Consider the following 13,734-nt stretch of genomic DNA (forward strand, 5'->3'; position numbering starts at 1 on the left):
CGCGACGCACTCAGCGCAGCAGCGGCTTCTCGCCCGCGTCGATGAACTCCAGGAACATGCGCGCATCCTCGCTGCCGGCGGCCAGTTCGGCCAGCTTGGCGCGAGCGTCTTCGAGCGATCCGCCGGACATGTACAGCGCGCGGTATGCGCGTTTGATTGCGCCGATGCGCTCGGCATCGAAACCGCGGCGCTTGAGGCCTTCGCTGTTGATGCCGCGCGGGCGGCCGTAACCGTCCTGCGCGATCATCAGGAACGGCGGAACGTCGCCGTTGACCAGCGCGCCCATGCCGATGAAGGCATGCGCACCGATGCGGCAGAACTGGTGCACTCCGGCGAAGCCGCTGAGGATCACGTGATCGCCGATGGTGACGTGCCCGGCCAGCGTCGCGTTGTTGGAGAACACGCAATGGTTGCCGATCATGCAGTCGTGCGCGACATGCGTGTAGGCCAGGAACCAGTTGTCGTGGCCGATGCGCGTGATGCCGCCGCCAGTGCCGGTGCCGCGGTTGATCGTGGTGAATTCGCGGAACAGGTTGCGGTCGCCGATTTCCAGCTCGACGCGCTCGCCGTGGTACTTCTTGTCCTGCGGTTCACCGCCGATGGCGCAGTGGCCGATGAAGCGGTTCTCGCGGCCGATGCGCGTGGGGCCCTGCACGCTGCAGTGCGGCCCGAACACACAGCCATCGCCGATCTCGACTTCGTCGCCGATGTAGCAGAACGCGCCTACCTGCACACCTTCGCCCAGGCGGGCACCCGGTTCGACGATGGCGCTGGGATGGATGCGCGCGGTCATGGCATCAGCCCTTGGCTTCGGCGCAGACGATCTCGGCGCAAGCGACCTGCTCGCCGTTGACGCTGGCCACGCCGGTGTAGATGGCGACGTTGCGGATCACGCGCTTGATGGAGACTTCCAGATCCAGGCGATCGCCGGGCACCACCATCTTGGAGAACTTGGCGTTGTCGATCTTCACCAGGTAGAACAGGCGGCCGTCGGCGGTGTTCTGGTTCGACAGCTGGGTCAGCACGCCGCCGGCCTGCGCCAGCGCCTCCACCACCAGCACGCCCGGCATCACCGGATGGCCGGGGAAATGGCCCTGGAAGAAGGGTTCGTTGCAGGTGACGTTCTTGTAGGCCAGCACACGCTTGTGCGGTTCGAGCTCGACCACGCGGTCCACCAGCATGAACGGATAGCGGTGCGGCAGCAGCTTCTGGATGGCGGTGACGTCGAGCGGGAGTTGCACGTTGAGGCTCATGGAAATTCCTTGCTTGCGCGTCCTGCGCGTGAAGGCCGCGCATCGTGTGCGGCATCCGGGCCAGGCCCGGAGTCGGGTAAGGGGCGAATCGTACCGCGACTGGGGCGTCGGCGCCCCCGACGCCGGTGTACGGTCAGTCGTCGCCGCGGCCGCCGATGCGGCGGGCGAGGGCATCGAGCTGCTTGAAGCGGGCGGCGTTCTTGCGCCAGCTGCGGTTGTCCATCAGCGGCGTGCCGGAGGAGTACTCGCCCGGTTCGCGGATCGAACTGGTGACCAGGCTCATCGCCGTGACGATGACCTTGTCGCAGATTTCCAGATGGCCCACCACGCCCGCCGCGCCGCCGATCAGGCAGTAGCGCCCGATGCGCGCGCTGCCGGCCACCGCGGCACAACCGGCGATGGCGGTGTGGGCACCGATGACGACGTTGTGGCCGATCTGGATCAGGTTATCCAGGCGCACGTCTTCCTCGAGCACGGTGTCCTCGATCGCGCCGCGGTCGATGCAGGTGTTGGCGCCGATCTCGCAGTCGTCGCCGACGACCACGCCACCCAGCTGCGGCACGTTGAGCCAGCGTCCGGCTTCCATCGCCAGGCCGAAGCCGGCCGCGCCGAGCACGGCGCCTGGATGCACCGTCACGCGCTGGCCCACGCGCACGCGCGTGACCAGCGTGACGCGGGCGATGAGTTCGCTGCCGGCGCCGACGACGCAGTCCTCGCCGATCACGCAACCGGGGCCGATGATGGCGCCGGCCTCGATGCGGCTGCGCGCGCCGATGCTGACGAACGGGCCGACGTGCGCGGACGGATCGACGCTGGCGCTCGGGTCGATCGCTGCGGAGGGATGCACGCCCGGATCGCGCACGGGGCGCGGCTCGAACAGTGCGGAGATCTTCGCGAAAGCCGCGTACGGGTCACGCGCGATGAGCGCGGTGCGGTCGTACCCGGCCGCATCGTCCTCGCGCATGACGACGATGCCCGCCTGGCTCTGCGGGAGCTGGCCGCGATACTTCGGATTGGCGAGGAAGGCGACCTGCGACGCGCCGGCGCGGGCCAGCGTGCCGACGCCGTCCACGTGTGTGGCGGCGTCGCCGTGCAGGCGCAGGTCGAAACGCTGCGCCAGCTCCTGTGCGGTGTACGTGGTGGACGGCATGGACGTCGCCGCCGTCAGAACGTACCGCCGAAGGTGAACTGCAGGCGCTCGAGCTCGTCGCCTTCCCGCAGCAGGCTGCCGTCGGGGTTGTACTCCGTGTCCTGCTTCTTGAGCGGGAAGGCATAGCTGATGGAGATCGGGCCCATCGGCGAGCGCCACATCAGTGCCAGGCCCGTCGAAGCGCGCAGCTCGCCGGAATCGAACGCGTCGTAGTCCTTGAACACGTTGCCCACGTCGACGAACGCGGAGACGCGTGCGGCCGGCGTGTCGAGCAGGGTCGGGAAGTACATTTCCAGCGAGCCCACGGTCTTGAACGCGCCACCGATCGGCTGCTGGTAGTTCGGATTGCCGGCCGGCGAGTCGCGCGGGCCGAGCGTGTTGTCGGTGAAGCCGCGCACCGAGCGCACGCCACCGGCGTAGAAGTTCTCGAAGAACGGCAGGCCGCCGGCGGTGATGGTGCGGATGTAGTCGGCATCACCCGGCACGCAGGAGTAGTTACCCGGCGTGCGGCACAGGTTGCGCGTGGTGTCGTCGCCGTAGCTGTCGCCGTAGCCGAGTTCGGCGCGTGTGTTGAGCACGAAGTGGCGCGACAGGGGCCAGAACTTGGAGATGTTGTAGTTGAGCTTGTAGTACTCGACCGTCGAGCCCGGCAGGGTGGTTTCCAGCCACACGCGCTGCTGCATGCCGCGGGTCGGCGTCAGGAAGCTGTCGAGCGAGTTGCGGCCCCAGCCGATTTCCGCGCGCCAGGCGTGGAAGGTCTGCTGATCCAGGGCGAGGATGTAATCCACGATGCTCTGCGGCGTGGAGCCGGGGAACACGAGGATCTCGTTGGTGTCGATGCCCAGCATCGCCGTGACCGTGTCGGTCTCGGTGATCGGCAGGCCGAACACCGCCTGCGCCGCGCCGGAGTTGGTCGAGTACTGCGCGGTGTTGAAGTCGGAGTAGTCGAGTTCGCGCCACCACAGGTTGTAGCCCAGCGACAGCCCGCTGTCGGTGAAGTACGGATTGCGGAACGAGAAGTCGTAGCGCTGCATGTAGTCGTTGCGCTGCGCCTGCACCGACACCTGGTTGCCGCTGCCCAGGAAGTTGGTCTGCGACAGCTGCACCTGCGCGGTCAGGCCGGACAGCTGCGAGAAGCCCAGGCCGAACACGAAGCTGCCCGACGTGGTTTCCTTGAGGTTGTAGACCACGTCGACCTGGTCGTTCGTGCCCGGCACCGGCACGGTCTCGACGTCGACGGTCTCGAAGTAACCCAGCTGCTGCAGGCGGATCTTCGAACGGTCGATCGCGGCCTGCGAGTACCAGGAACCTTCGAACTGGCGCATCTCGCGACGGATCACTTCGTCGCTGGTGCGGGTGTTGCCCTTGTAGGTGATGCGGCGCACGTTGACGCGCGGGCCCGGGACCACCTGCATGTTGATGCCGACGGTCTTGTCTTCGCGGTGGACATCCGGAATCGGGTTCACCTGCGCGAACGCGTAGCCGACGTTGCTCAGCGTGTTGACGATCGCGTCGGAGCTGATCTCCAGCAGGCGGCGCGAGAAGATCTGGTCCGGCTTGACCAGCACCAGGCGCTCGATCTGCTCCTTCGGCAGGATCGTGTCGCCGGTGACCTGCACGCTGGAGACCTTGTACTGCTCACCCTCGGTCACGCCGGCAGTGATGAACATGTCCTGGCGGTCGGGGCTGATGGAGACCTGCGTGGAGTCGACGCTGAAGTCGACGTAGCCACGGTCCAGGTACCAGGAGTTGAGCTTTTCCAGGTCGCCGGAGAGCTTCTCGCGCGAGTACTGGTCGTCGCGGCGGTACCAGCTGAGCCAGTTGTGCTCCTTCGACTCCCACGACTCGACGATGTCTTTTTCTTCGAACTTCTCGTTGCCGATCAGGTTGACGTGGCGGATCTTGGCCGCCTTGCCTTCCTTGACGTTGATGGTGATGTCGACGCGGTTGCGATCCAGGCGCGAGACCGTCGGATTGATCTCGACGTTGTACTTGCCGCGGTTGTTGTACTGGCGCGTCAGTTCCTGCGTCACGCGGTCGAGCGCGAGGCGGTCGAAGGTGTCGCCTTCGGACAGACCGGCTTCCTTCAGGCCCTTGAGCAGGTCCTCGGACTTGATGTCCTTGTTGCCCGTCAGGGTGAGCTTGTTGATCGCGGGACGCTCGGCGACGGTGACGACGAGGATGTCGCCCTGGCGGCCGATGTCGACGTTCTCGAAGAAGCCCGTCTTGTACAGCGCGCGGATCGCCTCGCCGACGCGGGAGGCGTCGATCGTGTCGCCGCGCTCGACCGGCAGATAGGTGAACACCGTACCGGCAGAGATGCGCTGCAGACCGTCGATACGGATGTCGCTGACGGTGAAGGTACCGATCGTGGACGTCTCCGGCGTGCCGGCCAGCGCGAACGGATCGGCCGTCTGCGCCAGGGCGGGCAGGGCGGTCGAGCCCATTGCCGCGATCAGTGCGAGGGCAAGCAGGCGGCGGGTCGGCGTTTGCGTCATTAGTACGTCCGGTTGAGGGTCGTGTTGGCCCGGAGCCGGGCGTAGGGTCGAGGCGGAAGCGGGTCTGCGCAGGAAGGTGTCCGGCATCAGCGCACCAGGTTGTTCATGATGTCGTTGTAGAACGCCAGACCCATCAGTCCGGCGATCAGCGCCAGGCCGACGTACTGTCCGGCGGCCATTGCCCGCTCGCTGACCGGGGTGCCTTTGACCAGCTCGATAAGGTAATACAGCAGGTGACCGCCGTCCAAGATTGGGATCGGAAGCAGGTTCAGGATGCCCAGGCTGAGCGACAGCATCGCCAGCATCTGCAAGAACCACGCGGTGCCGTTCTGGGCCGACATGTTGGCGGCGCGGGCGATGGTGATGGGGCCGGCGACGGTGTTCTGTACCGAGACCCGGCCGGTGAAGGCGCGGCCGATCATTGCGAACAATTCGTGCGCCTGGTGGACGCTTTCGCGCACGGCGGCGGGGACGGCCGCGATGGGGTCGTAGCGCAGCACCGCATCCTTTGCCGGTTCCGGCGGGCGCGCCATCTGCACGCCCAGGCCCCAGTAGTCCTGGCCGGTCTGGGCGCTCTTCATGCGCTTGGGCACGATCTCCAGGGCGAGGCGGTCGCCCTTGCGATCGACCTCGATCATCGTCGCGCCACCGCGCGCGCCCAGGGTCTGCACCAGCGGTCCGATGTCGTCCCATGAGGCGACCGGCTGGCCGTCGATGGCGGTGATGCGGTCGCCTTCGGCGAGCACGCCCCAGGCCGGCGTGTCCGGCGCGACGCGGCCGATCAACGCCGGCACCAGCATGTAGCGCGGGGTCAGGCCCATGACCTCCACCGCGCGGCGCTCATCGAACGACGCGGGCAGGTCGGACAGGCGCAGCTGGCGCGTGACCTCGTCGCCACCGGCGGTGCGCACGCGCACGGGCGTGTCGGCGTGGTCGAGTGCGGCGGGAATCAGCGCGAGGACGGCCTCGCTCCAGGTCGGCGTCGCGCGGTCGCCGACGGCGAGCATCGTGTCGCCCGCGCGCAGACCCGCCGAAGCGGCGATGCCGGTGACATGCCCCACCACCGGCGCGTAGTCGGCGCGACCGACGACGAACATCGCCCAGAACAGGGCGACGCACAGGATCAGGTTGGCGACCGGGCCGGCCACGACGATCGCGATGCGTTTCCACACCGATTGCCGGTTGAACGCCTGGTCCACCAGTTGCGCAGGCACGTCGCCTTCGCGTTCGTCGAGCATCTTGACGTAGCCGCCGAGCGGGATCGCGGCGACCACATACTCCGTGCCGTCCTTGCCGCGACGCGTCCACAGCGGCTTGCCGAAGCCCACCGAGAAGCGCAGCACCTTGACCCCGCAACGGCGGGCGACCCAGTAGTGGCCGAACTCGTGGAACGTGACGAGCACGCCGATGGCGACGATCAACCACCAGATGGAGCCGAGGAACTCACTCATGATGTTGTGGGCTCTCGTGGCAGGTCATGCGCATGCGGCGACGGACTGGGCGGCGTGGCGTCGTGCCTGTGCATCGGCATCTCGCAGGGCCGCCAGCGACGTCGCCGGGGTGGAGGGAAGCGCGACGAGGGTGTCCTCGACCAGCGCGGGTATGGCTAGGAAACCGATCCGGCGCTGAAGAAAGGCTGAAACCGCCACTTCGTTCGCAGCGTTCAGCACGGCCGGGGCGGTACCGCCCGCCGCCAGGGCCTCGAAAGCCAGCCGCAGGCAGGGGAAGGCCGCCAGGTCCGGCGGCTCGAAGTCCAGCCGCCCGTGCGCCAGCATGTCCAGCCCGCCGACGCCGGACTCGATCCGTTCGGGCCAGCCGAAACCCACCGCCAGTGCGGTGCGCATGTCGGGCAGGCCGAGCTGGGCGAGGGTGGAGCCGTCGACGAATTCCACCAGCGAATGCACCAGGCTCTGCGGGTGCACCAAGACCTGGATGCGGTCGCCGTCCACGCCGAACAGATGGTGGGCCTCGATGACCTCCAGGCCCTTGTTCATCAGCGTGGCCGAATCGACCGAGATCTTCGGCCCCATCGACCACTTCGGATGGGCCACGGCCTGTTCCGGCGTGACATCGGTCAGTTCCTCGCGACGACGGCCGCGGAACGGCCCGCCCGAGGCGGTCAGCAGGATGCGCTTGAGCCCGGCGTGCGCATGCGCGTCGGGCAGGCACTGGAAGATGGCGTTGTGCTCGCTGTCGATCGGCACGATGGTCGCGCCGCCCGCCTGCGCGTCCTGCATCAGCAGTTCGCCGGCGAGCACCAGGGATTCCTTGTTGGCCAGCAGCAGGCGCTTGCCCGCACGCGCGGCGGCGAGCGTGGACGGCAATCCCGCGGCGCCGACGATGGCCGCGACCACCGTGTCGCACGCATCGCCGGCGACCAGTTGCTGCAACGTTTCGTCGCCGCAGTGCGGTTGCGTCGGCAGGCCCGCCTCGCGCAGGCCATCGCGCAGCGCGGCGAATGCGCCTTCATCGGCGATGACGGCGTGATCCGGACGATGGCGACGGCACAGTTCGACCAGCGCGCTCGCATTGCTGCCGGCGGCGAGCACGCTTGCGCGCAGGCGGTCGGGATGACGGGCGATCACGTCCAGTGCGGACGTGCCGATCGATCCGGTGGCACCCAGTACGGCGACGCTGCGCATGATCAGAGGCCCGCGCGCATCAGAAACCCATGACCGCCTTGCCCAGCGCGAACACCGGCAGCGCGGCCAGCACGCCGTCGACGCGGTCGAGGATGCCGCCGTGGCCCGGGATCAGGTTGCCCGAGTCCTTCACGCCGACATGCCGCTTGAGCAGGCTTTCGAACAGATCACCGATCACCGAGAACAGCACGGCGACCAGTGCCACCAGCGCGACGGCCGGCAACTGGCTGGGCGTCGCGCCTGCGATCAGGGCGAACACCACGCCGATCACGACGCCGGCGACCACGCCACCGGCCAGGCCTTCGAGCGTCTTGTTGGGGCTGATCCGCGGCGCCAGCTTGCGTTCGCCGAACAGCTTGCCGCCGAGCTTGCGACCGGCGAAGTACGCACCGCTGTCGGCCGCCCACACGATCGCCAGCGCGGTCAGCAGCCAGCGATGGCCGTTGGGCTGGCCGGCGTGGATCCATGCAAGCGCGCACCAGGCGGGGATCATGCTCAGCGCACCGGCGGCCAACTTGAAGATGCGCGCGTGGGTGTCGTGGTCGCTGGCGAAGTTGTAACGGCCCAGCCACAGCAGTGCGAGCAGCCACCACACCACGCCGATCACGGACGCGAGCTGGAACAGCACCATGCTGTAGCCGGTGCTGGAACGTGAGGCCCAGACGATGGCGACCATCACCGCCAGATTGGCGACCAGCAGCACGGTGCGGGCGAGGGTGTCTTCGATCTCGGCCAGATCGAACCACTCCCATAGCCCAGCCAGGAACAGCACCGCCGCCAGCGCGACCATCCATGGGGTGGGCAGCAGCAGGATCGCGGCGATCGCGACCGGCGCCATCACCAGTGCGGCGAGCAGGCGGGTTCGGGTCATTCGGGAGTCTCGTTGGTCGGGGCCGGCGCGACCTGGGCGCCGGTAAGGCCGAAGCGGCGCTGGCGGCCAGAGTAGTCGTCCAGGGCGCGTTGAAGTGTCGCCGCATCCAACTCGGGCCACAACAGGTCGGTGAACCACAGTTCGGTGTAGGCCAGCTGCCACAGCAGGAAATTGCTGATGCGGGTCTCGCCGCCGGTACGGATGAACAGGTCCGGTGCGGGCAGGTCGGCCAGGCTCATGCGCGAAGCCAGTGCGCGCTCGTCGATGTCTTCCGGATCCAGGTGCCCGGCGGCGACATCCTGCGCCAGCGAACGCGCGGCCTGCGCGATGTCCCAGCGCCCGCCGTAGCTGGCGGCGATGGTCAGGTGCAGGCGGGTGTTGGCGCGGGTGCGGTCTTCCGCCGAGGCCATCTGCGCGCGGATCGCCTCGTTGAAGCGCTCGCGTTCGCCGATGAAGCGCACGCGCACGCCGCGGCGGTCGAGCTCGTCGACCTCGCGTTCCAGGGCGCCGAGGAACAGCTTCATCAACGCGCCGACCTCGTCTTCGGGACGGCCCCAGTTCTCGCTGGAGAAGGCGAACAGGGTCAGCGCTTCGATGCCTCGTTCCAGGCAGAAGTCGATGCATACGTTGACCGCGCGCGCGCCGGCGCGGTGGCCGATGACGCGCGGGCGGCGGCGGCGCTCGGCCCAGCGGCCGTTGCCGTCCATGATGACGGCAAGGTGGCGCGGGACGCGTGCGCTTTCGATGGTGGATTCCGACGACATGACGGGACGGTCTGACCCGTCAGACCGCCATGAGTTCCTGTTCCTTCGCCTTGACCACTTCGTCGACGTCCTTGATCGCCGAGTCGGTGATCTTCTGGATGTCGACTTCCGAGCGCGCCACGTCGTCTTCGGTGATCTGCTTTTCCTTCAGCAGTTCCTTGACCTGGTGGTTGGCGTCGCGGCGGATGTTGCGGATCGCCACCTTGGCGTTCTCGCTCTCCGAGTGCACCAGCTTGGACAGTTCGCGGCGGCGCTCTTCGGTCAGGGCGGGCAGGTTGAGGCGGATCACGGTGCCGGCGGTGTTCGGGGTCAGGCCCAGGTCGGAGGCGAGGATCGCCTTCTCGACGGCGGCGACCATCTGCTTCTCCCAGGGGGTGATCGTCAGCGAGCGCGCGTCGGAGATAGCGACCGAGGCGACCTGCGACAGCGGCATCTCGGAACCGTAGTAGTTCACCTTGAGGTGGTCGACCAGCGCGGTGGAGGCGCGGCCGGTGCGGATCTTGATCAGATCGTGGCGAAACGCTTCGACGCTCTTGGCCATACGGGTCTGTGCGTCTTTCTTGATGTCGTTGAGCATCGCCGGCTCCGGTCCTGTTGCGGTAATCGCGGGATTATATAGGCACGCCGCGCATCCCCGCCCGGGCAACGTCCATCAGGGGGCGGGGAGGGCGGATCCGGGATCCAGGGGCGCGGCGGCCTCAGTGGGCGTGATCGTGGTCGTGCCCGTGATGGGCGCGATCGCCGTGCGGGGCGCGGTCGTGGCGGTCGTGTTCGCAGGCGCGGCCGAGTTCGACCTGCAGGGTCGGATGGTTGATGCGAAAGCGCTCGTCGAGTTCGTGGTTCAGGCGATCGATGAAGGCATCGTGGTCGCCCTGGTCCGGGCGCACCAGGTGGGCGGTCATCGCGATCTCGCCCGCGCCGAGCGACCAGATGTGCAGGTGATGCACCGCCTTGACGCCGGGTTGGGCGGCGAGGAAGTCCTGCACGTCGCTCTGCCGGATTCCGCGCGGCACCGCGTCCATGGCGGCATTGAAGGCATCGCGCAGCAGGCTGAAGGAGCCCACCGCGACGACGATGCTGATCAGCAGCGCGATCGCCGGGTCCAGCCACTCCCAACCCAGCCACCACATGCCCACGCCCGCCAGTACGGCGGCCAGCGAGACGGCCGCGTCGGCGACCAGGTGCAGGAACGCGCCGCGGCGGTTGAGGTCGTGTTCGTGGCCATCGCGCACCAGCCAGGCCGCGCCCAGGTTCACGACGATGCCGATGGCGGCCACGACGATCACCGGCAGCGCGGGAATTTCAGGCGGCGCGTTGAAGCGGCGCACGGCCTCCCAGGCCAGCGCGCCGGAGAAGCCGACCAGCAGCACGGCATTGGCCAGCGGCGAGAGCAACGTGGCGCGGCGCCAGCCGTAGGTGTGGCGGTCGGTCGGCGCGCGCCGGGCCAGCACCGCGGCGCCCCACGCCAGGCCCAGGCCGAGCACGTCACCCAGGTTGTGCAGCGCGTCGGACAGCAGCGCGAGCGAATTGGTCGCGAAGCCGTAACCGGCCTCGAGTGCCGTGTAGAGCAGGTTGATCAACGTCACCGTCGCGAATGCGCGCGTGGCGTTGAACGTCGTGTGATCGTGGTGATGTCCGTGGCCCATGGTGCGATGGTGGCACGGGGGGCGGGCGGACTCTATTACAGGCGTGGCAAACGGGATTGCGTCGCCGAAAGGAACGCGCGTCGCAGCGTGCGCCGCGCGTCGCGCGCGATCAGCCGTTGCGGCCCTGCACCAGCGTGCCGATGTTCTCGCCGCGCAGGATCTGCAGCAGCTGGCCCGGCTGGCCCATGTCGAAGATGCGCAGCGGCAGGTCGCTGTCGCGGCACAGGGCGAAGGCGGCGGTGTCCATCACCTGCAGGTTGCGGGCGATCACCTCGTCGTAGGTCAGCTTGTCGAAACGGACCGCGTTCGGGTGCTTCTTCGGATCCTTGTCGTACACACCGTCGACCTTGGTGGCCTTGAGCAGCAGGTCGGCGCCGACTTCGATCGCGCGCAGTGCCGCGCCGGAATCGGTGGTGAAGAACGGGTTGCCGGTGCCGGCGGCGAAGATCGCGATGCGACCCTTTTCCATGTGGCGGACGGCGCGGCGGCGGATGTAGTCCTCGCACACGTCGTTGATCTTGATCGCGCTCATCACCCGGCACTTGGCGCCGAGCTTTTCCAGCGCGTCCTGCATCGCCAGCGCGTTGATGACGGTGGCGAGCATGCCCATCTGGTCGCCGGTCACCCGGTCCATGCCGCCGGCGGCCAGGCCGGCGCCGCGGAAGATGTTGCCGCCGCCGATCACCAGCGCCACCTCGGCCCCGGCCTGCTGGGCCTCGATCACCTCGCGGGCGAGGCGGCCAATCATCTTCGGGTCGATGCCGTAGTCCTCATCCCCCATGAGCGCCTCGCCGGACAGTTTGAGCAGGACACGGCGATAGGCGAGCTGGGACATGGGAACCTCGGAATGTGGGGGGCAAACGGCGGGATTGTACGGGATCGCGCGTGGTCGACCGCGCACGGCGGTGCCTGCTGCCGATCGGCGCGGCGTCCAGACCCGGTGAAGCGCGGCTCCCGCGCCGGACCCTGTGAGAACCGCGTTGCAGTCCTGAACGGAGCCGTCGGGCGCGGGTGGGGTAGGGGCGGCCCCCTGCGTTGATCTGGCATGGACGGACGTGCGTACAGCCCCAGCGCGATGGAGTCGGCCGGCCTCGGGCCCGCCGAGGCCTCCGCATGGGTGGCGCTTGCGTGCTACAACTCATCGTTGCGACATGCGCTGCCCGAGGACGGGCGCCCGGCGTCGGGTACGGACGGCGGGAATGAGCGGGACGAACCCGACGGCGCCGATCTTCGCGACCTTGCAGGAGCCGTCGGTCCCCATCATGCGTTCGAGACTTTTTCGACCTTCGGCCTCGTTTTGCCGCCCCTGGGGCCAGCCGGCAGGAGCTCGCCGGTGAGCGCGATGATGCCCCACCGCTCCCCCGACGAGGACGCGCCCGGCGCCATGGGCGAGGGTGACGACGGCTTCGACCGGTTCGTGCGCGAGCACCGCGCGTTGCTCGTCGCCTACCTCAGCCGCCGCATCGGCGAGGACGATGCGCAGGACGTGGCTCAGGAAGCCCTGGTCCGCCTGATGCGCTACCGCGCCCAGCCGTTCGAACAGCTGCGGCCGCTGATGTACCGCATCGCCATCAACGTGATCCACGATCGCGGGCGGCGCGATACGACCCGGCAGGTCTTCGCACACGTGAGCCTGGACCAGGATTTCGTCGGGCTGCCCTCTCTGGAGCCCAGCCACGACCAGCGCATCGAACACGAGCAGGAACTGGCGCTGGTGCGTTCGGCGATCCTGCAGTTGCCCGAGCGCTGCCGCCAGGTTTACCTGCTCAACCGAATCGACGGCATGAGCTACAGCCAGATCGCGCAGCACTGCGGGATCTCGGTGAAAGCCGTCGAGAAGCACATCGGAAAGGCGCTGTCGCTGCTTCGCTCCCGGCTGAAGCAGGTGGGCGCCGACCGCGAGGGACGCTCATGAACACACGGATGTCCAACCCCGCCGACGGCGAAGCCGAATCCTGGATGGCGCGCCTGCTGGCGCCCGACTGCACGCCGGCCGATCGCGCTGCGTTCGAGGACTGGCTGGCGCAGGCGCCGGAAAACGTCGAAGCCTGGCTGGAAGTGGAGCGCCTGCAGATGCTCTCCGCGCAGCTGCGCTCGGACGAGATGCTGCGCGCCGCCACGCGCGCCGTGCGTCGCGCCCCGGCACGTGTGGGGTGGCGACGCTGGGTACCGGCCGCCGCCGCGGCGGTCCTGGTCCTGGCCGTCACCACGATCTGGTGGCGCCAGGAGCCCTTCGCCGAGGCGGAGCCGCAGCAGTTCGCCACCACGATGGGCGAGCAATCCGAAGTCACCCTGGCCGACGGCACCGTGGTGCTGCTCGACACGGGCTCGCGACTCACCGCGCGTTTCGATGGACGGCAGCGCCTGGTGGAACTGGAACGCGGCCGCGCGCAATTCGTCGTCGGCGTCGATCCGGATCGGCCCTTCCTCGTGAAGGCCGGTGCGGGCACCGTGCGCGACATCGGCACCACGTTCCAGGTCAGCCATCGTGCCGACGCGGTCAACGTCGGCGTGCTCGAAGGACGCGTGGACGTGAGTGCCGGCGGCGGCACGGCCACGGCGCTGGCGCCGGGCGAGCAGGTCGACGTCGACACGAAGGGGCGGATCGGTACGAAGGCGCCGCTGGACGTCGTCGCCGCGCGCGCCTGGCCGCAGGGCGATCTGGTCTTCAAGCAGCGTCGCCTGGACGAACTGCTGGCGGAGATGAACCGCTATTCGAAGCAGCAGGTGCGCCTGGCCGATCCCGCGCTGGGTGCGCTGACGGTGAGTGGCGTGTTCCACGCCGGCGATCAGGACGCGCTGGTGGCCGTGCTCGAGCGTGGTTGGTCGCTGCGCGCGGAGCGCAAGGGCGCCGAAGAGATCGTCCTGCACGCCAGCGATCGTTAAAAATCCATTGCGCCGGCCCGGCGC

13 protein-coding genes are annotated in these 13,734 nt (G+C 68.4%); 2 read left to right on the top strand and 11 right to left on the bottom strand.

Features of this window, described 5'->3' with window-relative positions; all coding sequences use genetic code 11:
• Positions 1-10 precede the first annotated feature (10 nt).
• The 11 genes from lpxA to pyrH all read right to left on the bottom strand — a co-directional run bounded on the left by lpxA (position 11) and on the right by pyrH (position 11,659).
• Positions 11-793 carry an acyl-ACP--UDP-N-acetylglucosamine O-acyltransferase gene (gene lpxA / locus AAFF32_RS10390; protein ID WP_216958810.1) on the bottom strand — a complete coding sequence of 261 codons (783 nt, stop codon included), beginning with the start codon at positions 791-793 and terminating at the stop codon, positions 11-13.
• Positions 794-797: 4 nt separating this feature from the next.
• Positions 798-1,253, bottom strand: coding sequence for a 3-hydroxyacyl-ACP dehydratase FabZ (fabZ, locus tag AAFF32_RS10395; protein ID WP_137833343.1), 456 nt, complete (start codon positions 1,251-1,253; stop codon positions 798-800).
• 133 nt (positions 1,254-1,386) lie between these two features.
• Positions 1,387-2,403, bottom strand: a complete 1,017-nt coding sequence (lpxD, locus tag AAFF32_RS10400) for a UDP-3-O-(3-hydroxymyristoyl)glucosamine N-acyltransferase (RefSeq protein WP_342315156.1) — start codon at positions 2,401-2,403, stop codon at positions 1,387-1,389.
• A 14-nt stretch (positions 2,404-2,417) separates the two neighbouring features.
• Entirely contained in the window at positions 2,418-4,901 is a 2,484-nt protein-coding gene (gene bamA, locus AAFF32_RS10405) for an outer membrane protein assembly factor BamA (RefSeq protein WP_216958805.1), read from the bottom strand.
• A gap of 86 nt (positions 4,902-4,987) precedes the next feature.
• Positions 4,988-6,352: an RIP metalloprotease RseP gene (rseP, locus tag AAFF32_RS10410; protein WP_342315157.1), complete on the bottom strand. Its 1,365-nt coding sequence runs from the start codon at positions 6,350-6,352 to the stop codon at positions 4,988-4,990.
• 24 nt (positions 6,353-6,376) lie between these two features.
• Positions 6,377-7,543 carry a 1-deoxy-D-xylulose-5-phosphate reductoisomerase gene (locus AAFF32_RS10415; RefSeq protein ID WP_342315158.1) on the bottom strand — a complete coding sequence of 389 codons (1,167 nt, stop codon included), beginning with the start codon at positions 7,541-7,543 and terminating at the stop codon, positions 6,377-6,379.
• A gap of 19 nt (positions 7,544-7,562) precedes the next feature.
• Positions 7,563-8,414: a phosphatidate cytidylyltransferase gene (locus tag AAFF32_RS10420; RefSeq protein ID WP_216958796.1), complete on the bottom strand. Its 852-nt coding sequence runs from the start codon at positions 8,412-8,414 to the stop codon at positions 7,563-7,565.
• Positions 8,411-9,178, bottom strand: coding sequence for a polyprenyl diphosphate synthase (gene uppS / locus AAFF32_RS10425; protein WP_216958791.1), 768 nt, complete (start codon positions 9,176-9,178; stop codon positions 8,411-8,413). Before uppS ends, AAFF32_RS10420 begins: the two co-directional genes overlap by 4 nt.
• Before the next feature lie 19 nt (positions 9,179-9,197).
• Complete coding sequence (gene frr, locus AAFF32_RS10430) at positions 9,198-9,755, bottom strand: ribosome recycling factor (protein WP_216958788.1); 558 nt, start codon at positions 9,753-9,755, stop codon at positions 9,198-9,200.
• A 121-nt stretch (positions 9,756-9,876) separates the two neighbouring features.
• On the bottom strand, positions 9,877-10,824 hold the full coding sequence (locus AAFF32_RS10435) for a cation diffusion facilitator family transporter (RefSeq protein ID WP_342315159.1): 948 nt from the start codon (positions 10,822-10,824) through the stop codon (positions 9,877-9,879).
• Between the two features lie 109 nt (positions 10,825-10,933).
• Positions 10,934-11,659 (bottom strand): UMP kinase, encoded by a 726-nt coding sequence (gene pyrH, locus AAFF32_RS10440; protein WP_342315160.1) that lies wholly within the window; start codon positions 11,657-11,659, stop codon positions 10,934-10,936.
• A 510-nt stretch (positions 11,660-12,169) separates the two neighbouring features.
• On the opposite strand from pyrH, the gene AAFF32_RS10445 reads away from it, so the two are divergent.
• Together AAFF32_RS10445 and AAFF32_RS10450 are read left to right on the top strand one after the other, a co-directional pair.
• A complete protein-coding gene (locus tag AAFF32_RS10445; RefSeq protein ID WP_342315161.1) occupies positions 12,170-12,739 on the top strand; it encodes a sigma-70 family RNA polymerase sigma factor in 570 nt (189 codons plus the stop codon).
• An 8-nt stretch (positions 12,740-12,747) separates the two neighbouring features.
• Entirely contained in the window at positions 12,748-13,710 is a 963-nt protein-coding gene (locus AAFF32_RS10450; protein ID WP_342315162.1) for a FecR domain-containing protein, read from the top strand.
• Positions 13,711-13,734: the final 24 nt, after the last annotated feature.

Origin of the sequence: Lysobacter sp. FW306-1B-D06B (assembly GCF_038446665.1) — a bacterium.
Classification (GTDB): domain Bacteria; phylum Pseudomonadota; class Gammaproteobacteria; order Xanthomonadales; family Xanthomonadaceae; genus Lysobacter_J.

Coding starts and splice junctions, on each gene's coding strand:
- rseP (WP_342315157.1), bottom strand. CDS start 6,352: ATGAGTGAGTTCCTCGGCTCCATCTGGTGGTTGATCGTCGCCATCGGC.
- AAFF32_RS10435 (WP_342315159.1), bottom strand. CDS start 10,824: ATGGGCCACGGACATCACCACGATCACACGACGTTCAACGCCACGCGC.
- AAFF32_RS10420 (WP_216958796.1), bottom strand. CDS start 8,414: ATGACCCGAACCCGCCTGCTCGCCGCACTGGTGATGGCGCCGGTCGCG.
- bamA (WP_216958805.1), bottom strand. CDS start 4,901: ATGACGCAAACGCCGACCCGCCGCCTGCTTGCCCTCGCACTGATCGCG.
- AAFF32_RS10415 (WP_342315158.1), bottom strand. CDS start 7,543: ATGCGCAGCGTCGCCGTACTGGGTGCCACCGGATCGATCGGCACGTCC.
- AAFF32_RS10445 (WP_342315161.1), top strand. CDS start 12,170: ATGCCCCACCGCTCCCCCGACGAGGACGCGCCCGGCGCCATGGGCGAG.
- uppS (WP_216958791.1), bottom strand. CDS start 9,178: ATGTCGTCGGAATCCACCATCGAAAGCGCACGCGTCCCGCGCCACCTT.
- frr (WP_216958788.1), bottom strand. CDS start 9,755: ATGCTCAACGACATCAAGAAAGACGCACAGACCCGTATGGCCAAGAGC.
- fabZ (WP_137833343.1), bottom strand. CDS start 1,253: ATGAGCCTCAACGTGCAACTCCCGCTCGACGTCACCGCCATCCAGAAG.
- lpxA (WP_216958810.1), bottom strand. CDS start 793: ATGACCGCGCGCATCCATCCCAGCGCCATCGTCGAACCGGGTGCCCGC.
- AAFF32_RS10450 (WP_342315162.1), top strand. CDS start 12,748: ATGTCCAACCCCGCCGACGGCGAAGCCGAATCCTGGATGGCGCGCCTG.
- lpxD (WP_342315156.1), bottom strand. CDS start 2,403: ATGCCGTCCACCACGTACACCGCACAGGAGCTGGCGCAGCGTTTCGAC.
- pyrH (WP_342315160.1), bottom strand. CDS start 11,659: ATGTCCCAGCTCGCCTATCGCCGTGTCCTGCTCAAACTGTCCGGCGAG.